Source organism: Ruegeria sp. BG8 (genome assembly GCF_056538325.1).
In genome coordinates, this window is record NZ_JBQFSZ010000014.1 from 17,364 (window position 1) to 35,129 (window position 17,766).

17 protein-coding genes are annotated in these 17,766 nt (G+C 56.2%); 5 read left to right on the top strand and 12 right to left on the bottom strand.

Features of this window, described 5'->3' with window-relative positions; genetic code table 11:
- Positions 1-47: 47 nt before the first annotated feature.
- Positions 48-1,169: a substrate-binding domain-containing protein gene (locus ACR0DG_RS19750; protein WP_480700071.1), complete on the bottom strand. Its 1,122-nt coding sequence runs from the start codon at positions 1,167-1,169 to the stop codon at positions 48-50.
- Positions 1,170-1,208: 39 nt separating this feature from the next.
- The gene (locus tag ACR0DG_RS19755) at positions 1,209-2,054 is read right to left on the bottom strand and encodes a sugar phosphate isomerase/epimerase family protein (RefSeq protein WP_480700072.1); all 846 of its coding nucleotides are present in this window, start codon (positions 2,052-2,054) and stop codon (positions 1,209-1,211) included.
- Positions 2,055-2,392: 338 nt separating this feature from the next.
- Here ACR0DG_RS19755 and ACR0DG_RS19760 point away from each other — a divergent pair, with 338 nt between their 5' ends.
- Both ACR0DG_RS19760 and ACR0DG_RS19765 read left to right on the top strand, forming a co-directional pair.
- Positions 2,393-3,613, top strand: a complete 1,221-nt coding sequence (locus ACR0DG_RS19760) for an ROK family protein (protein WP_480700073.1) — start codon at positions 2,393-2,395, stop codon at positions 3,611-3,613.
- The gene (locus ACR0DG_RS19765; RefSeq protein WP_480700074.1) at positions 3,610-4,650 is read left to right on the top strand and encodes a substrate-binding domain-containing protein; all 1,041 of its coding nucleotides are present in this window, start codon (positions 3,610-3,612) and stop codon (positions 4,648-4,650) included. The genes ACR0DG_RS19760 and ACR0DG_RS19765 overlap by 4 nt, the downstream gene beginning before the upstream one ends.
- Positions 4,651-4,694: 44 nt before the next feature.
- On the opposite strand, the gene ACR0DG_RS19770 is transcribed toward ACR0DG_RS19765, so the two are convergent.
- From ACR0DG_RS19770 to ACR0DG_RS19810, 9 genes are all read right to left on the bottom strand, one after another.
- On the bottom strand, positions 4,695-5,498 hold the full coding sequence (locus tag ACR0DG_RS19770) for an SDR family NAD(P)-dependent oxidoreductase (protein WP_480700075.1): 804 nt from the start codon (positions 5,496-5,498) through the stop codon (positions 4,695-4,697).
- A 3-nt stretch (positions 5,499-5,501) separates the two neighbouring features.
- Entirely contained in the window at positions 5,502-6,281 is a 780-nt protein-coding gene (locus ACR0DG_RS19775) for an SDR family NAD(P)-dependent oxidoreductase (protein ID WP_480700076.1), read from the bottom strand.
- Positions 6,278-7,339, bottom strand: a complete 1,062-nt coding sequence (locus ACR0DG_RS19780) for an LLM class flavin-dependent oxidoreductase (protein WP_480700077.1) — start codon at positions 7,337-7,339, stop codon at positions 6,278-6,280. The genes ACR0DG_RS19775 and ACR0DG_RS19780 overlap by 4 nt, the downstream gene beginning before the upstream one ends.
- A 106-nt stretch (positions 7,340-7,445) precedes the next feature.
- The gene (locus ACR0DG_RS19785) at positions 7,446-8,420 is read right to left on the bottom strand and encodes a LysR substrate-binding domain-containing protein (protein WP_480700078.1); all 975 of its coding nucleotides are present in this window, start codon (positions 8,418-8,420) and stop codon (positions 7,446-7,448) included.
- Positions 8,421-8,510: 90 nt separating this feature from the next.
- Entirely contained in the window at positions 8,511-9,524 is a 1,014-nt protein-coding gene (locus tag ACR0DG_RS19790) for an alpha/beta fold hydrolase (protein ID WP_480700079.1), read from the bottom strand.
- Positions 9,525-9,581: 57 nt separating this feature from the next.
- On the bottom strand, positions 9,582-11,003 hold the full coding sequence (locus ACR0DG_RS19795) for a glutamine synthetase family protein (RefSeq protein ID WP_480700080.1): 1,422 nt from the start codon (positions 11,001-11,003) through the stop codon (positions 9,582-9,584).
- Positions 11,004-11,013: 10 nt separating this feature from the next.
- Positions 11,014-11,418, bottom strand: coding sequence for a cupin domain-containing protein (locus tag ACR0DG_RS19800; RefSeq protein ID WP_480700081.1), 405 nt, complete (start codon positions 11,416-11,418; stop codon positions 11,014-11,016).
- Entirely contained in the window at positions 11,411-11,857 is a 447-nt protein-coding gene (gloA, locus tag ACR0DG_RS19805; protein WP_480700082.1) for a lactoylglutathione lyase, read from the bottom strand. The genes ACR0DG_RS19800 and gloA overlap by 8 nt, the downstream gene beginning before the upstream one ends.
- Complete coding sequence (locus tag ACR0DG_RS19810; protein ID WP_480700083.1) at positions 11,854-12,981, bottom strand: aromatic ring-hydroxylating oxygenase subunit alpha; 1,128 nt, start codon at positions 12,979-12,981, stop codon at positions 11,854-11,856. The genes gloA and ACR0DG_RS19810 overlap by 4 nt, the downstream gene beginning before the upstream one ends.
- A 178-nt stretch (positions 12,982-13,159) precedes the next feature.
- Between ACR0DG_RS19810 and ACR0DG_RS19815 the strand changes: the two genes are divergently transcribed.
- Both ACR0DG_RS19815 and ACR0DG_RS19820 read left to right on the top strand, forming a co-directional pair.
- Entirely contained in the window at positions 13,160-14,005 is an 846-nt protein-coding gene (locus ACR0DG_RS19815) for an NAD(P)H-dependent flavin oxidoreductase (RefSeq protein ID WP_480700084.1), read from the top strand.
- Entirely contained in the window at positions 13,995-14,501 is a 507-nt protein-coding gene (locus tag ACR0DG_RS19820) for an Lrp/AsnC family transcriptional regulator (RefSeq protein WP_480700085.1), read from the top strand. Before ACR0DG_RS19815 ends, ACR0DG_RS19820 begins: the two co-directional genes overlap by 11 nt.
- 110 nt (positions 14,502-14,611) lie before the next feature.
- On the opposite strand, the gene ACR0DG_RS19825 is transcribed toward ACR0DG_RS19820, so the two are convergent.
- Complete coding sequence (locus ACR0DG_RS19825) at positions 14,612-15,556, bottom strand: LysR family transcriptional regulator (protein WP_480700086.1); 945 nt, start codon at positions 15,554-15,556, stop codon at positions 14,612-14,614.
- Positions 15,557-15,851: 295 nt separating this feature from the next.
- Between ACR0DG_RS19825 and ACR0DG_RS19830 the strand changes: the two genes are divergently transcribed.
- Positions 15,852-17,564, top strand: a complete 1,713-nt coding sequence (locus tag ACR0DG_RS19830) for a BCCT family transporter (protein WP_480700087.1) — start codon at positions 15,852-15,854, stop codon at positions 17,562-17,564.
- Positions 17,565-17,766: the final 202 nt, after the last annotated feature.

Genomic DNA, 17,766 nt, shown 5'->3' on the forward strand with positions numbered 1-17,766 from the left:
TTCTCATTGTTTTTTCTGTCCGAACCGGCCCCCAGAGGAGAGACGGTTTAGTTCAGGCTTTTCTGGATGTTCTTGGTTGCATCCACGCGGTAAACCTCTTTCCAGGCGTCCAGCAGGTTTTCCTTGAACACCGGCAGCGCTGGCAGGGCGACAAAGGCCGGGGCCTCTTTGCCCAGCAGGCCATAGCCTGCAAGAATGGCCTCGGCGACGCCTTGGTCGAACGGACGCTGAGCACCCAGACCCTTGACGAAACCGCCCTGCGCCATGTTGATCGCAACGTTTTCGCCTAGGTCGATGGTGGTGATAATCAGGTCATCGCGGCCTGCAACACGTGCGGCGGAAATCACGCCCTCGGCTGGTACGTCCCATACCGCCCAGATACCATCGAGATTAGGGTTCGATGTCAGCATGGCCGAAGCCACCTTATCCGCGTCACCCGAGAAATCCGGGCCGCCAATGCCTTGCTCAGCCACGATCTCGATATTCGGGTAGTTCTCGGCCATGGTCGCCTTGAAGGCGTCATAGCGCTGGCGTGTTACGAAAAAGTCTGCCGCGTGATAGACCAGACCGATCTGTCCCTCTTCGTTCAGCGCCTTGGCCATCAGGTGTGCCGCCGCAACACCGTTGCCGTAGTTGTCAGCCGAAACGACCGAGACGTAATCCTCACCCACGTTCAGGCCCGGAGGGGTGTTTTCCATGAACACGATCTTGACGCCCGCATCCGCCGCCGCCTTGTAAGCCGCTGCCGTGGCGGCTGGATCGGTGGGAACGGATACGATGATGTCCGGTTCCTGCGCCATGACGGTTTCTATGTCGGCCACCTGCTTTTCCGGCTTGAACCCCGCATCGGTGATCGCGATCACGTCGATGCCCATTTCGCCGAACTGGAACTCCAGCCCTTCGATCTGCGCACGCGACCAGTCGTTGCCGCCATAGTGCATAACGATGGCTGCGGTGGCGTTCATGCCCTTGATCTTGGCCAGCTCATCATCAGACAGCGACAGATCCGAGGCCGGGCTTGGGTCTTCGCCATTTGGACCCTTGGACCAAACCTGCTTTTCCAGCTCAGCAAGTGCTGCATCCGGGCCCGCATAGGCAGGGGCCAACAACCCGGTGCCCGCAATAGCCAACGCCATGGCACCGGTGGTGAGTGATTTCATGAAAGCCATTTAAGTTCCTCCCATTGATGGCTGAGGGCTTTTGCCCTGTTATTTCGAATTCAGATTTATTAAGTCGATCCCAAGGCGCGGCTTCAGATAGGCCATGTTCAGAACGGCCCCCTCGTGCGGATCGGGCCATTCGTCCAGTTCGGCAGCCAGCCAGCCGTCGAAATTGGTGCCCTTCAGCGCGCCGATGATCGGATCATGATCCAGATCGCCGCGGTCCAGCGGCACAAAGGCAAACGGGTCTTTTTGCCAGCCTTTGACGTGGACATAGCTGATGCGATCGCGGTGTTCACGGATCATCTCGGCCGGGTCGCCGCCTGCTGCCGCCAGATGTGCTGTATCGGGGCAGAAATGGATCGAGGTTTGCGCAAAGATACGACGCACTTCGTCAGGCGTCTCTGCCAGCGTTGTCAGATGCGGGTGATAATGCGCCTGCAAACCGCGTTGATTTGCGATCTCAACCACCTGTTCCAGCGCGGCACCTAGCTTTTGATAGTCACCGTCACGTGCGCCGTTCAAACGCTTGGCCCCACCGCCAACAACAAAGTGCGGGGCACCCAGTTCGGCCAGACGGTCGGCTGCGGTGCGGAACCGGTCCAGCTCTTCCGTCAGGATGTCATCGAAAATCAGATTGCCACCGGAATAGGCCGCAACAAGCGACAGGCCGGTGTCATCCAAGAGGACCTGAAAGTCCGCAGCGGAATAGTCCAGCAGGTTGCCATCGAACAGCTCAACCCCATCAAACCCGGCAGCGGCGATGTCTTTGAACGCCCGCGCCATGTCGCCGAACGTCCGGTAAGTCAGTTGCCCGATCGAGGTCACGCCAACTGCGTTTCCACCCAGCGCACCCCAGCAGTTCGCTTGATAAGCAAGCCTACCTTTTCGCATCGCCCCCTCCCCGTGGACAGATCCCGATTTAGAGCTTGTTATTTTAATTTAGCGCTAACAGTCAACATTAAATGCACTAAGTTGGATATCTTTTGCAGTTTTTATGCAAAAGATATCCGAAATAATGTCATTTGTTCGTTGAATCCCTTTGAAGTACAGCTAAAATCCTAACTCAAACACCAAGTCAGAACCCGCAGATCAGCAGCCAAAAACGCCAGATGCTTGAGCAAAGTCAGAAGATAAAAGCGCAAAACCCCGCCCGCGCGCGTCAGCGAAGCTCCGAATCGACGGCGCACAGTCTGGAACGGATTCTGAACCTCGTGCGGACCCAAGGTGCGATGACGCGACAGGACATTGAGCGCCGCAGTGAAATGGGACGCGCCATTGTCACTGATCGTCTGTCGATCTTGACGGACTTGAATCTGGTTGACGACAGCAGCCGAGGCGCCACAACCGGAGGGCGCGCGCCACGCCTTATCCAATTTAACGAAGATGCAGGGCGTTTTCTGGTCGCGACGGTCGAACAAAACGCCTTGGGCGTTGGAATAGCGAACCTGTCCGGGAAATTGCTGACCGAACATCACGAAGAGCTGGACCCGGATTTGCCCGTCTCTGATGTCATCGGGCATCTTGTGGCTTTGTTTGATTGGCTATTGGATCGAAACGAGGGGCGCATACAGCTTTGGGGTATCGGGTTGTCTGTGCCGGGACCGGTTCAAACCCTTTCTGACGCGCCTTACTTCGACAAAACTCCGCCAATGTTGCCGGTTTGGGACGGCGTGCAGTTGGTTGAACAACTGGTGAGCCGGTACCGCGTACCTATCTGGATGCGCGGCAGCGTCGAAGCCATGGCAATGGGCGAGGCCCAGTCATCCGACATGAACCCAGCGGAAACCATTTTGTTCGTCAAAATCGGCAATCGTGTTGGCGCAAGCCTTGTGTCTGGCGGGACGTTGTACAGTGGCGCGAATGGGCTTACCGGACTTATTGGGCACACTCCTGTGGACACAGAAGAAGGATCGGGATCGCTTGAAGCGATAGCCGGTGCCCCAATGATCGCAGAGCTGGGGCGCGCCGCGGCACAAGCTGGCAAGAGCCACTTGTTGTCAGAAATTCTGGAACGTCACGGCACGGTCACCGCGCTTGATGTGTGTCGATGCGCCCAGAACGCGGATCACGCCGCGATGGATATCCTGTCCCGGTCCGGACGCTTGATTGGCCAAACCGTCGCGACACTGGCCAACATGCTGAACCCCGCGCGTATCGTAATCAGCGGATCAATGGTGCAAGGCAACGACATCCTTTTGGCTGCCGTCCGGGAAATGGTCTATCGCAACGCGCATCCGCTGGTCACGCGCGATCTGCGGATTGATGCGTCGCCGCTTGGCAGTTCTGCAGGTTTGATTGGCGCAGGCGCTGTCGCCGTGGACGGCCTGTTTTCCCCCGCTTACCTCAAGCATTGGATCTCAAGCGGACACCCGTCTGCCGAGGCTGATTTCCAGTCCGTATTGCTGAACCTGAATGACACCCCACTCAAAGATCACAGAGGTGAGCCATGACACGTTCTGGATCACAAACAAAAGGTTTCGCCACGTCGGTCACGGGGCTGGGTCCGCACGGGGAACGGCCGATCGGGCCTTCTCAGGTCATTCTGTCACCCGATCAGATTCAACGCGCTGTGGATGGCGGATACCGGGTCGCGGTGGTGTTTCATACAACAAGCAGCGACTGGGCCAAGCAGTCTCTGGCCGGGATCATGTCTACCCTCGGCGACTGCGGCGTCGTTGTTTCAGAGGTCAGAGACAGCAACTTTAGCGCGCAGGCACAAAGCCTCGCCCTGCAGGACCTATCCGATAGGCCGGACATTGACGCTGTAATCTCGATCCCGGTTGCCAACACGGACGTAGCCGAAGCGCATCGCTGCATCGCGCACGCTGGGAAAAAGCTGATCCTGCATGACAATGTACCAACTGGCTTAATGCCGGGCCGCGATTATTCTTCGCTGGTATCGGCGGATAACTTCAACATCGGAACAATCGCGGCCGAGTTGCTTTCCCCGCATGTGCCTGCAAACGGCGCGGTTGGTCTGCTGACCTTTGGAACAGATTTCTATGCCACGAACGAGCGCGAGATTTCATTTGGCAGATGGATGCGCGGTCAGCGTTCAGACCTTCGGATTTGTACGGGTCGGTTCCACGACCTCGATCTGGTCGAGAACGCCGCGGAGGACCTTTTGGAAAAACACCCGGATCTGTCCGGGCTGTTCGTTGTCTGGGACGTGCCGGCAATGCGGGCCGTCAGCGTCCTGAAGGACAAAGGCCTCAACATCCCCGTTGTAACTGTTGACCTCGGGCATGACGTCGCCATCGCACTTGCGGCACAGCAAAACGTGGTTGGCGTCGCCGCGCAGCACCCCCATTCGCAAGGCGTACTTGTCGCCCGCGCGACTGTCTTGTCCCTGCTCGAAGAAACAGTCCCAAGCTGGATCGCCGTAAAAGGCCTCGCCGTTTCCAAAGAAAACGTGGCCGAAGCCTACCAGATCATCTGGAGCTCTCCTGCGCCGGAGACCGTTCTTCGTTTTACGCGGCCAAGTTAAGTGGTTTAGTATGAAAATAGTATCGTTTAGGATCTGCAAGAGTTTTACACCCGGCAAGACACCCCACCGTCGACAGTGATTTCGGTTCCCGTGATGTAGGATGCCTCGTCGCTTGCCAGAAAGACGGCGGCGTTCGCGACATCCCAAGGTGTACCCACGCGGCCCAACGGGATACGCGCCGCGCGCTGCTGATCCAGTGCATCCCAGTCAATAGCGTCTGGGTTGTCCGAGTTCTGTTCGGTTATGTCGCGCGCCATGGGTGTGTCGATGAATCCCGGCAGAATGGCGTTGGCACGGATACCGTACGGAGCCATTTCTGCAGCCAGATTGCGGGTAAACGAGATGATCGATCCCTTGGTGGCGTTGTAGCCGATATAGGGCGTGCCCAGATAACGCAGCCCGGCAATAGAGGAAATGTTCGTCACCACGCCAGCGCCGCGGTCCACAAAATGCGGCAGGACGTGCTTGGTCGGCAAAAAGACGGCCTTCATATTGACATGCACCATCGCATCCCAGTCCTCGACCGTGCTGTCCATCGCACCGCCGGTTTTCAGGATGCCGACATTGTTTTGCAGAATGTCGATCTGACCGAACTCGGATAGGCATTGTTCCACCGCCGCCTGAACCTGTTCCTCTTGCGTTACGTCTGCGGCCAAGGCCAGGGCCCGCCCACCTTCGTTGCGGATCAGGGCGCAGGTTTCTTCGGCTGCATCTAGATCCAAATCCAGCGCTGCGATGGCCGCACCTTCCTGAGCCAGCCGGATGGCCGTGGCCTTACCGTTGCCCATACCACCCTTCATCGAGCCCGCACCCGTCACCAAGGCGATTTTACCTGAAAGACGCGCCATGCTTTACCCCTCGTTCGATTGCAAAAAGGCGTTCATGCCACCGTCGATCGCCAGCAATTGCCCGTTGATATACGATGCCGCCTCGGACATCAGAAAAACCACAGGGGCCGCGATTTCTGCAGGCTCGGCCCATCGCGCGGCTGGAGTGCGGTTTTCGATACGCCGAACGAAATCCGGATCGCTTAGAATTTTGCGGTTCATTTCCGTCAGGACATAGCCCGGTGCGATGGCGTTGGCGCAGATCCCGTCCGCCCCGAAATCCGCGGCCAGAGACCGCGTTAACCCCGCAATTGCCGCCTTGGACGAGGCGTAATTGCCGATCCCCGGCCTTGGATGCGTTGCGGCAATGGAAGAGACCGACACGATGCGCCCCCGCTGCGGCCCCGGATTGGCTTGCATCGCACGGCCAGCCTCACGCGCCAGAATGAAAGGCGCAAAGACATGCAGGTCATAAATGGATCGGTAGTCGTCGATGGTCTGGTCCAGCACATGCCCATGATTGGTGATCCCGGCATTGTTGATCAGGCCCCAGATCGGGCCAACGCTCTTTACCCATTTTTCGCAGGCCTCAAAATCAGTCAGATCGAAGGCAGCCGTTTGAACGGTTGCCCCTTCGGTTCGCAGAGCGTTAGCCGTGGCCTCAATGGCCCCGGCGTTGATGTCCTGCAGGCACAGCTGCGCGCCCTGTGCCGCGCAGGCTTGCGCCATGGCCGCGCCTAACCCGCGCGCGGCCCCGGTGATCAGAATGGTTTTTCCGGCCAGCGAGAAATTCGGCCCCGTCATGAAGCCAAAGCAGCCTTATCCGCCTCAAGCGCGGCATTCACCGCAGGCATAACCTGATCGCAGAACAGTTCTAGCGACCGCAGAGTGTTGGCAAACGGGATCGAGGCGATCTGCATGAAGACGCTCAGATGCGTAATGCCGAATTCGCGTGCCTCGGCCACAATACGACGCGTGACCTCTTCGACATCCCCGATGATGGCGCGTTGCAGAACCGTGTCGATGTCGGGTTCATTGTCGAAGGGCACGATCTTGAGGTCTGCCCCCTCCATCAGCGGCTCGGGGCGACGCATGTTGTTGGCCATGCGCGCGTGGATCAGCACCTGCTCGGCCGCGGCGCGGGCATCGTCGTTGTCCTTGGCGACGTAAATGTAGCGCTGAACGGCAAAGGGGAAATCATCGCCAGTCAGGCCGTTTTCGGCGCGTGTTTCCTTATAAAGCCGCCGCGCGGTGTCCACGATCGCGTTCGGTCCAATGGCCGGCGTGGTCAGCGTTTCGGCCCCGTAGTCGATCATCTTTTGGCGCATCTCGGGTGCGTTGCCGACTGCGAAGGTGCGGATGCGATCCTGAACCGGTGCAATGGACAGCGCCGCGTCGCTGATCTGAATATGGTCGCCCTGATAGTCGATCACGCCGCTATAGACGCCTTGTTCGATGCAGTCCCAAATCTCGAGCCCGCGCATCAGGCGATCGTCGATAGCGAACCCGAACTTCTTGAACTCGCGCGGCTGATAGCCGGTGCCCAGACCCAGTACCAGACGGCCTTCGGTCAACTGATCGGTCAGGCAGATATCTTCGACCAGACGCAGCGGCTCATAGAAAGGCATCACAACGACCGCAGGGCCAACCTTGATCCGCTTGGTGTGGGCGGCCATGTTCGCAGCCGTCATCAGCGGCGAGGGTGAGATGCAATAATTCGACAGGTGATGCTCGGCGAACCATGCGACATCGAACCCGGCCTCATCGACCATTTTCGTCATATTACGCATCTGCGTAAACACATCCGCATGCGATGAGCCATCAACCGGCTTGGTCATCAGATTGAACAGCGAAAATTCCATATCTCTCGGACTCCAGTCTGGCTGTTAGGTCATACTTTGCGCGCATTTTGGCCCAATGCTGGCGAAGCACCAAATGATGAATCCTTTATCACTGGAAAAGAATTTCTTATGGGCTTTGCGCTTCTTGCCGCAACCATTCAAGGAAAGCCTGAACGCGGTGCTGCTCAACGCGTCGCTCAGGACAAATGAAATAGTAGGAAAATGGTCCTTTGACTGGCTCAAACGGCAACTTCACCAATGCGCCCGAGGCCAGAAGATGCCGTGCGATTACGTCGCGCACGACTCCGATGCCCTGACTGTAGAGAATGGCGTTTACAGTGGCACTGCTGTCGCCAAAGTAGAGCCCGTGTTCGAACGCATTTGGATCGCCACCGTTCACCTCGATCACCCGGCGCCATTCACTGTAGTTGGTGTCATGTAGAAAAGGCCGATCCGCCAGCGCATTGATGTCCGAAACATCGCCCAACTGATGGGCCGTTTGTGCCGAGGCGACCAGAATATGCTCTTCGCCAAAAAGAAGCTCTTCATACCCATCCGTGTAGCCACCCGGGCCCCATCGGATCGCGACATCCGCATCCTCTTGCCCAAAGCCTGTCTTTGCGACAGTCGATAGGGTCAGCAAATCGACCAAAGGGTTGACGTCAACAAACCGGTGCGCGCGCGAAGCAAACCAAGTTGAGGCAAAAGACGGCAGCAAGCTGACAGTCAGGGTTGTACGGCCGGTGTCGGGGGCAAGGTTCTGAACGCTTTCGCCCAACGTATTGAGGATCTCGTCCACGTCCTCGGCGAATTGCTCTCCTTGCTCGGTCAGCAGTATCATATTGTTGCGGCGTCGGAACAGTTTGACGCCCAAGCGATGCTCGAGCAGCTTGACCTGCTGACTGACCGCAGGCTGCGTCAGGTTCAGTTCCTGCGCCGCCAGTGTAAAGCTCTGCAGTCGCGCGGCTGCTTCAAACGCGATCAGGGTTTGCAACGGCGGCAGGGGGCGGCGCATACGGTTGCTGTCAAAGCCTACCGGCTCAAGTTTCGACAGAGCACCTGGGCGGAGTTGATCAAGCTTGTTTCGAAGGGCGCGTCGCATGGCAGATCTGCATAAGATTTTGTTGGGCAATGCTTATGCAATTTGCCGTGTCGATCAAGGTAGTAACTAGGCCCGTTTACCCGAGAAAACCTATTTTGCGAGAAGTTCTGCAATGTTTCGGTCAAGGGCCCGTTCGAATTGAACGTCGTTACCCGGATTGGCGGCGCAGTGGCCGAAATCCGAGTCGACCGGTCGAATACTTGCATTGGGTATGTGCAAGGCTTCAATCTCGTTATCGGCAGGTGGGAAATAAAGATCCTGTTCGCAGGGCATCAAGATCGTGCGGGCTCGGATCGCGCGCAGGGCTTTGGGGAAATCGCCAGCAAACGCAAGGCTGGCGCTGATGTCACCTTGTTGCCATGTCCTGAGTTTGCATAGCAGGTCATTGGCGTCCCAATTCGTTGCGTGATCCTCGGCCCAGTCATCCAGCAGTGCCGCAACAGTTTCGTATCCGAGTTGCCGGTACAGACCTTCGCGGTAAAAGGCCTGAGAAAAAGCCCAACCGGCATAGACGCGTCCAAACGCTTTCAAACCTTCAACGGGCTGTTGGGTGTAGCCTCCGCCATTCCAAACGGGATCGGCACATAGCGCGGCTTTTACGCCTTCGAGGAACACGAAATTATGCGGAGACGTGCGTGCAGATGCGCAAAAGGGCAGGATCGCGTCGACCATTTCGGGGTACTGCACCGCCCAATGATAGGCTTGGCACCCCGCCATGGACCAGCCGAGAACAAGGGCGATCTGTTTTACACCCAGTTCATTTGTCAGCAAGGCATGTTGCGCGCGAATGTTGTCTTGAAACGAAATCTCGGGGAAGGCTGCTCCGGCCTGAGGGCCAGGCGTACTGGGTGACGTTGAAATCCCACCCCCGAAAAGGTTGACCGATACTATGAAGTGTCGCGCCGGGTCGATGGCACGGCCTTGGCCAAAATAGCCTTCGTTGCGGTCGTGAGAGCCGGTGTAAAAGGTCGGCATGACGATGACATTGTCACCATCCGGCGCCAGAGTTCCATAGGTCTGATAACCAAGGCGGGCATCGCGCAGGACCTGCCCCGAGGACAAGGTGAAGTCGCCCAACTCGTAAAACATGCAGTCTTGCGCCATGGTCGGTTTCCCTTTTGCCCTTATGGAATGGGCGCGCGAACGCGCCCAATATTTTGATCAGTAGAGGCGCAGATATTCCTGCACTTCCCAATCGGTGACTGACTGGTGATACCGTTCCCACTCATCATTTTTGTATTCAAGATAGGAATGCCGCATCACAGGGCCCATGACATGCTTTGCCATTTCATCCGTTTTCAAAGCCTGTATCGCATGCCAGAGCGTGCGGGGCAGGCGGCGGATACCCAATTCGGTCAGTTCTTCTTCGGTTTTCTCGTACAGGTCGAAATCTGTGGCTTTGCCCGGATCGATCTTGTTCTTGATCCCGTGAACCGCGCAGCTGAGATGCATTGCCATGGCCAGATAGACATTCATCGTCATGTCGCAGGCCCGGTTTTCGATGCAATGACGGCTTTGCGGCAGCCGGAACTGGGCTGAGCGGTTGTTGAACCCGTAGGTGATATTGGTCGGGGCCCATGTCACCGTGCCGCCTTCGAACCCGCCGACACGAGGCACCAGACCGTTATACGAGTTCACGATCGGGCAGGTGATCGCGGTAATCGCCTCGGCGTGTTCCATCAGGCCGCCGACAGCCCAACGGCTTTCATCGGACCAGTCCCCGTCAGGGGTTTCAAAGATGTTTTCACCGGGGCGGCTTTCATGCTGCATCGACATGTTGATATGCGCCCCGGATCGCCAATCCCCCACGGTGGGTTTCGGCATGAAAGTTACGAACATGCCGTGACGTTTGGCGACCTCTTTCAGTGTCAGCCTTAAAAAGGCCAGCCGGTCGGACATCTCAAGCATGTTGGTATAGTGGAAATCCAGCTCGAATTGCGAATACGCGCCTTCGGCCACCACATCATGCAGGTTCCAGCCCAAGCCTTCGATGATATCAATCATCTCTTTCAGGAAGGGCATGGAATCTATCGAGTATTCGACATCATAGCCGAACGCCTGACGTCGCGGACGGGTTGCAGCACCCAGATCGTCGTCGAAGGCTTTGACCGGTTTGCCGGCATCATCGTATTTCATGACGATGAACTCGGGCTCCACCCCCGCATATCCGGTGTAGCCGTCTTGCGCTGCCTCGCTCATCGCACGCTTGAGCGCCTGACGGGGGCAGACATTGTACGGTGCGTCTTCCCAGTAGAGGTCAGAAAAGATCACGGCCATCGAGTTGTCCCAGGGACAGACATAGACCGCATCCAGATCGGGCACGACAACCTGATCGCTATCCGCCGGGCTGAGTTCCGGGACATATGAAATCGAATGCACCGCAAACTGAGGCCCTTTCCCTAGGCAAAGCGGTTCAAAATCGCTCATCGGGACCGGTTTGGTCTTGGGAATCCCGTGCAGATCAATCCAGGCGGCCATGACGTATTTGACACCTGCCTCTTCCAGCTCGCGTTTCACCTCAGCAATGCGCGGGCGATTTCGTTCGACGGCTTCCGAGAAGCTCTCGTAGTAAATCTTGGACATGATACCTCCGTTATCCCGGCACGAAATCGTCGGGATCGATGCCCGGCACGTGGGTCAAACCGGCGAGCTGCTTCCAATTGTGCGGGTAGGCGGCGTAGAAAATCACGCAGCGCTCATCAGCCTCGTATGAGATGTGGTTGTCTTTTGGGATATAGAGAACATCACCGCGGTTGCAGATATAGGTCTCGCCATCGCAGACCAGCCGGAACGTCCCTTCAAGAACGTAGATGATCTCATCGCAGGTCAGGTCCCATGGCACCTTGATGTTTTTCAAAACGTTGATGCCACCGCACATCGTGTCGGAAAAGGCCGAGGTCACCATTGGCTTGATATAGGTGTCACTGTCTTTCTCAGCGATCTGGTTGTAGCGATCCTCAACCAGATCCCATTTCATCAGTCTTGGGGCTTCACCCATTCTTTGCGTCCTCCGCGGCCAGATGTTTCAGAATGCTCTCGTTCAGTTCGACCTTGTAGCCGTCCGGGTCTTCGCAGAATGCGATAACGCGGGTGCCGTTTTTCATCGGTCCCGGCGGACGAGTGATATTGACCCCTGCGGCAGCAAGCTCTTCGCACGCCTTGTAGACATCGGGTGTCTCGATGCAGATGTGACCCCAGCCATTGCCCTTGTCGTATGGCTCTTGCTGATCCCAGTTTGCGGTCAGTTCCAGACAGGGACCTTCGGCTTCGGGCCCATAACCGATGAAGGTATTGGTGAACTTGCCTTCGGGGTAATCGGTGCGGCGCAAGACCTGCATGCCCAGAATGCCGCAATAAAACTCGATGGATTTTTCCATATCCATCACCCGCATCATTGTATGCGCCAGACGGAATCCCGCGTTGATGCTGTCGCTCATGCTGTTTTTTCCTCTTCGGTATAAGTCACTGCGGTCACGTCCAGCGCGATCCGTTCCTGAAAGGCGCGCACGCTGTCTTCCCAGACCGGAGACAGAAGGCCCCCGTCCTGCGCCACCACCGAGGCGCGACCAAGCTGCATCCGCTCAGTCATCTCGTGGTCTTCTTTGTGCACGTCCCACCAAAGCTTTTTCAGCCCTTCGACCTGGTCTTCGGACAAGGTCTGACCCTCAGTCGTGTAAAGCCCGCGTTTCTGCACCATCGTGCCGGGCCCGGTGGGAATGTTGAGATAAACCCCAAGCTGATCAGGGAAATAACGCCCAAGGATAAAGTTGGGATACAGCGCCAGATACCGCGAGCTTACGGCCAGACTGCCCGAGGTGCCGACCTCTTCCTCCAGATCAACGGCGCTGCCGATGCAGTTGCCGTCAATGATCGTGTAATGGTCTTCCAACGGCTGATCGGTGGTCGTTTTGTGGACGAACTGAACATGGTAAGGCTCGATGAAGTTCTCCATGATGAACTTCCAGTTGCAGGCGACTTCGCCAAAATCGAGCGTTGCGATCTGCTCGACTTTGGTCCAGTCGACCCCTTCAAGCCTGTTCCAGATCGTGGCTGCGTATTCTTCAAACGGCGGCGCGGTACCGTCGATATTGACGAAGATCCAATCGTTCCACACGTAGCTGCGCACTTCGATCAGGCCCGTCTGCGACCGATCCTTTCCTTCGACGTTGTGCACATTGGCACCACCAAAATGCGGTGCGGCCCGTAGGTTTCCGTCCAAATCATAAGCCCATGCGTGATAGGGGCAGCGGATCAGGTTACCTACCACACGATGCTCGGCCACCAGCTGAAGGCAGCGGTGACGGCAGATATTGTGGAAAACCTTCAGGATCCCTTGCTGATTTCGTACAATGACAAGGGGATGACCTGCGAAATCCACAGGCATCGCCTCACCTTGTTTTTTCACCTCATGAGCAAATCCGATGCACACCCAGTTCTTGGTGAAAACCGAGTGGCATTCGGCCTGCCAGAACGCTTGTTCTGTGTAGGCTTCTGCGGGCAAACCGTTTCTTGGTTCTTGCTCAGTCCAAAACGGACGAAGCATGGCTGTAATCTCTCGCATGGCGTCCTCCTCAGATATGTCCGGGCTCCGTTGCTGTACGCAATCAGACTCTCAAAAGTTCAATCTTGTCCAGTAAATTTTCTACGCTTTTCGTAAATTTATGTGAAAAACGTATTTAAAAATTGAGAGAGGGCAGTGATTATGCGAAAATCGTAGAGAACATTCGTGGTGAATTACCGTGATCGACACACATCTTACACGCCGATTCGGATTGCTTTTTCCGATCATCGGGTCACCTGAACCCGGGATTGCCGATGGCCGGCTTGCTGCCGCAACAAGCAAAGCGGGCGCGCTTGGGGTGATTGGGGCAGGCCCGTGCGACCGTGACTGGATCGCGGCGCAGTTTGCAATTGCCGCAGAAATCTCCGTCGCATGCGGGCTGGACAGCGCGCGCCTGAGCAAAGAACCCGAGATGTTGGATTTCGTACTGTCATTCCAGCCCCGAGCGATTTATCTGTCGGGCGGTGATCCACGCCCTTTCGCCGATACGATACGAAATCAGCATTGCCGCCTCATCTGCGAGGCGCGTTCGGCAAATGAATTTGACCACATCCTTGAAGCCGGGGCCGAAGTGATGGTGGTTCGGGGCGGTGGCCGATCCGAAACTTCGTCGGAAGAGACCACGTTTGCGATGATACCAGCAGCGTCAGACTATCTTTATGCGCGCGATGACGAGGTTAGCCTTGTCGCTTCGGGTGGGGTCAGGGATGCCCGGGGTCTGGCTGCGATGATTACTTTGGGCGCGGACGGGGTCTGTCTGGACCGACGGCTTTGGTCCACAGTCCAAGGCGACCTTTCTGATGATGCGCCCGGATCGTCTTCCAGTCTGCTGACTGAGGTTTGCCCAGTGCAGACACTGTTGCAGACCATCTGTTCACGCGCGGAACGTATCTTGTCTCACGCCCCGCGCAAAATAGTCAGGGAACCTCTGCCTCCCAAGGTCATTGGCACATTGGAACAGGGGCGCATTCTCGATAATACGACCCAAACGAAACGACCGGAAAGTGATACAAGTGGCAAATGATGTAAAACCAATCAACGGTATCCTTTCGCCGGAAAACAACCTGAACCAAAAGATTATCCGTTTTCTGCAAAAGGATGGACGGATGCCGTACAATGAGATTGCCAAGAAGCTGGACGTCTCGGAAGGCACAGTGCGAAATCGCGTCAACGGATTGCGGGAAAACAACCAGCTTCGCATCGCTGCGATGGTCGATCCGGTTGCGGATGCGTATAAAACGACTGCCATGATCGGCGTTAAGTCTGCCTCTGGGTTTACCCCGCAACAGGTCGGTGAACGGCTGGCCGAGAACGAAATGGTGGTTTTCATCCTATGGGTCGGTGGGCGCTATGACCTGATCATGGAAGTGGTTACCGACGATCAGGAAGAGTTTCAGGCCTTTCTGGAAAAAGAAATTCACCAATCTGCCGACATCGCCGAAGTGGATTTGATGTTGGGGCTGAAAATGCTCAAGAACCAATATCTGCTGAAAAAGCACTGGGGGCAAAGCGCCGAATGAAAGCCCAAGTGCGGTTGCAGTTGCCGTTTACGAAAACCGCAACGGCGATAACTTTGTATGGTTTGATGGCCATCGGTGCCTCGCCACGGCGCAAAACCGTTTACCTGGTATCAGGCTTGACGAGCCGGCTGCCATGCACGGGTTTCATTTAAAATCCAGTCGCGCAGCTCGAGCAGTTTCGGCGATACATTGGGCTGTACGGTGGTGATGAAATAACCACGTTTGGTCTTGTAGGTCTGCTCTAGCAGGGGGGTTAATTCGGCATCCCGGATGAGATCATCAATCAAACCGTACCACGCCAGCGCAATCCCCTGACCATCCTGCGCTGCTCGAACGACCATCTCGTAATTGCTGAACACCGTACCTGTTCCAATATCGTCTGCATCAACCTTTTGGGCACTGAGCCATTCTTCCCAAGTGCACCAGTCGCTATCGCGTGACGGGGGCACCAGATGCAGCAACTGAGACGAGTTTTTCAGATCAACTGGAGACCGAATCTGAGAGTTTGCGTTCTTGAAGGCCGGGCTGCAGACAATTCCCACTGTTTCTTCGAACAACAACTGCATCCCAGCTTCTGTTTGATCCAGATTGGCCATGTGAATAACAAGGTCGACTTCGTGGCCTGCCGCACGCCTGGGTTGGTCCGAGGCCAGTATGCCTATGTCGATATCGCCCAGATTCTGGCGAATAGCGGGAAGCCGTGGAATCAACCAAAAGTAGGCAAATGCAGAGTCGGACGAAATCAGGACACGCTCATGTTTCCCGGTTTTTGACAGGGCATTGAACTGGTTTGCAAGTTCCCCCAGCGGGCTGCTGACCCTTCGGAACAGTGCCTCGCCATCGCGGGTAAGAATGACCCCTTTGGCAGTGCGCTCGAACAGAGTTGTGCCCAATGCAACCTCAAGATTGCGGATGCGTTGGCTGAGACTGGGTTGTGACACCTTCATATCGCGGGCTGCTGCAGACAGCTGACCGCGGTTGCAAACCACCATGAAAGCGCACAGATCAGCGGCACTGCGGGCCAGAAGGGTATAGGAATTTCCTTTATCTTCCATCAGATATTTGCACTTTTTCCACGCATTTTTCTACCTCATCCTTCGGCACTATAGTCAAAGCCTAGAGCCTGACAGGACGCAGGGTCATTCTGAGCGCGTGCCCTGCGTGTTTGTCAAGGATCGCTTGGTGCCATCAGAAAACACCATTTGGCAGAACTTGGGGGCAGTCTGCGCTCTAAGATTTGAACGAAGAAAGCAAAAACAAGCTTGATAGGTCCAAAACCCTTCGAGCACACTGAACCAATTGCGTGAGGGCATAATCACGCGCGTCACCAGACGATATGGGAGGACCTTTATGTCAATTAAACCACCATTAACCGAGCTGCCTATTCAAACGGCAGACAAAGGTTTCTACAGCGGCTTTAGCGTCAACGTTACCGTCGTATCCAAGATCATAATCAGCGTCCTTGTTGTGTGGTGTATTTTTTGGCCTGTGCAGGCCGGTGCCACGCTGGGCGCCTGGAACAGCGCCATTTTGAACAACTTCGCGGCTTGGTACATTTGGGTCGTCGCATTGTTTGTCGTTGTGTGTCTTGGCTTGGCAATCTGGCCTGCCGGGGGGCGCATGTTGCTTGGGCAGCCGGGCGACAAACCGGAGTTTTCCAATTTTTCATGGTTCTCCATGATGTTTGGTGCCGGCATCGGTGTCGGCATGTTGACCTGGGCTGTGGCAGAGCCTGTATCGCATTTCCAAAACAACCCAAGTGTTATCCAGGGCCTGACGACTTCTGGTGGGGCAGACAATATCCGCACCGCCTATGTCTGGTCGTTCCTGCACTGGGGTGCCGGTGCCTGGGCCTGTTATGCGATCATCGGTTTGGCATTGGCGTTCTTCGCTTACCGCCGCGGCCTGCCTCTTACAATTCGCTCTGCTCTGACGCCTCTGTTCGGCAAAGCACTGTCGGGTACGGTCGGTCATATCATCGACATCGTTGCGGTGGTTGCGACCATCCTCGGCGTTGCGCAAACGCTTGGCTTTGGTGTTGATCAGTTCGTTGCGGGCCTGACACGAATTGGTATCGGCGGACTTGTCTATCCCGAGGGTGCTGTGAACGCAGATGGCGATAGTGTTGCCGGAACCGTGAATTTCCTCGGCATCATTGTCGCGCTGGCCTTCATCATGGGGGCGTCGACACTGTCCGCGCTTTCCGGTGTCGGTAAAGGCATCAAATGGCTGTCCAACCTGAATATGGTTCTGTCCATCTTCTTGCTGGGCTTCTTCATCATCTTTGGCGCAACATGGTTCGGTGCGACAGCGCTGGTCGTGGGTCTTTGGGACTACATCCTGGCCCTGCCGTACCTGAGCTTTAACGTCTATCGCTCAGACGGTGTCGAAGGGTCCGAAGCCTTCCTGCTGGCGCAATGGCAGGGTTGGTGGCCCGTGTTCTACTGGGCATGGTGGATCGCTTTTGCACCGTTCGTCGGCTTGTTCCTGGCCCGTATCTCGAAAGGCCGCACCATTCGAGAGTTCGTTCTGGGCGCGATGCTGGTACCCGGCCTGATGTGCTGCATCTGGTTCTCGTGGGCCGGTGGCACTGCGATTGACCTCGAACTGAACGGCAACGCTAACGGTGTGATCTTTGACGCAGGTAATGGCGACAAGATTTTTGCGATGACCGAGTTCATGCTGGCGCCGATTGCACAAGCATTGGCCTGGGCGATGGCGGTTCTGATCGTTATTCTGCTGATGACGTTCCTGGTGACTTCTGCTGACTCGGCCGTTTTGATCGTTAACACGATCAACGCCGCTGGTGACGAAGGCCCCAAAGCGCGCCCGCATATCATATTCTGGGGTGCAGCGCTTGCGCTTGTGGTCGGCGGCTTGCTGCTGTCCGGCGGCACCGGAGCGATCCAGACAGCGATGGTAATCGGGGCTTTGCCTTTCTCGGTGGTCATGGTGTTGATGTGCTTTGCCTTGATCAAGGCCATCTACAACGACAGTCGACGAGAAGCCCAAGGTATCCCCACGACGCACGGCGCGATATCAGAGCTGCCCGCGGGCGAGTAATTTGCTAGACTTACAAAGAACAAGCCCGGGGAAACCCGGGCTTGTTGTCTTTTTGAGAGGCTAATTTTAGGCGAGAAGTCGTGACCCGCGGGTTTTCGATATCATCAGCGCTGATTTGATTGCTCACAGCCGCGCCTGTGTTGAAAAAAATTTTACTACAAGTAAATTTCGGGTATTCTGTCTCCAAGAAAGATACAGGGCA

What these genes read in the sequence shown, in the direction of transcription:
- ACR0DG_RS19750 (WP_480700071.1), bottom strand. Translation starts at nt 1,169, where the DNA reads ATGGCTTTCATGAAATCACTCACCACCGGTGCCATGGCGTTGGCTATT.
- ACR0DG_RS19755 (WP_480700072.1), bottom strand. Translation starts at nt 2,054, where the DNA reads ATGCGAAAAGGTAGGCTTGCTTATCAAGCGAACTGCTGGGGTGCGCTG.
- ACR0DG_RS19760 (WP_480700073.1), top strand. Translation starts at nt 2,393, where the DNA reads ATGACGCGACAGGACATTGAGCGCCGCAGTGAAATGGGACGCGCCATT.
- ACR0DG_RS19765 (WP_480700074.1), top strand. Translation starts at nt 3,610, where the DNA reads ATGACACGTTCTGGATCACAAACAAAAGGTTTCGCCACGTCGGTCACG.
- ACR0DG_RS19770 (WP_480700075.1), bottom strand. Translation starts at nt 5,498, where the DNA reads ATGGCGCGTCTTTCAGGTAAAATCGCCTTGGTGACGGGTGCGGGCTCG.
- ACR0DG_RS19775 (WP_480700076.1), bottom strand. Translation starts at nt 6,281, where the DNA reads ATGACGGGGCCGAATTTCTCGCTGGCCGGAAAAACCATTCTGATCACC.
- ACR0DG_RS19780 (WP_480700077.1), bottom strand. Translation starts at nt 7,339, where the DNA reads ATGGAATTTTCGCTGTTCAATCTGATGACCAAGCCGGTTGATGGCTCA.
- ACR0DG_RS19785 (WP_480700078.1), bottom strand. Translation starts at nt 8,420, where the DNA reads ATGCGACGCGCCCTTCGAAACAAGCTTGATCAACTCCGCCCAGGTGCT.
- ACR0DG_RS19790 (WP_480700079.1), bottom strand. Translation starts at nt 9,524, where the DNA reads ATGGCGCAAGACTGCATGTTTTACGAGTTGGGCGACTTCACCTTGTCC.
- ACR0DG_RS19795 (WP_480700080.1), bottom strand. Translation starts at nt 11,003, where the DNA reads ATGTCCAAGATTTACTACGAGAGCTTCTCGGAAGCCGTCGAACGAAAT.
- ACR0DG_RS19800 (WP_480700081.1), bottom strand. Translation starts at nt 11,418, where the DNA reads ATGGGTGAAGCCCCAAGACTGATGAAATGGGATCTGGTTGAGGATCGC.
- gloA (WP_480700082.1), bottom strand. Translation starts at nt 11,857, where the DNA reads ATGAGCGACAGCATCAACGCGGGATTCCGTCTGGCGCATACAATGATG.
- ACR0DG_RS19810 (WP_480700083.1), bottom strand. Translation starts at nt 12,981, where the DNA reads ATGCGAGAGATTACAGCCATGCTTCGTCCGTTTTGGACTGAGCAAGAA.
- ACR0DG_RS19825 (WP_480700086.1), bottom strand. Translation starts at nt 15,556, where the DNA reads ATGGAAGATAAAGGAAATTCCTATACCCTTCTGGCCCGCAGTGCCGCT.
- ACR0DG_RS19830 (WP_480700087.1), top strand. Translation starts at nt 15,852, where the DNA reads ATGTCAATTAAACCACCATTAACCGAGCTGCCTATTCAAACGGCAGAC.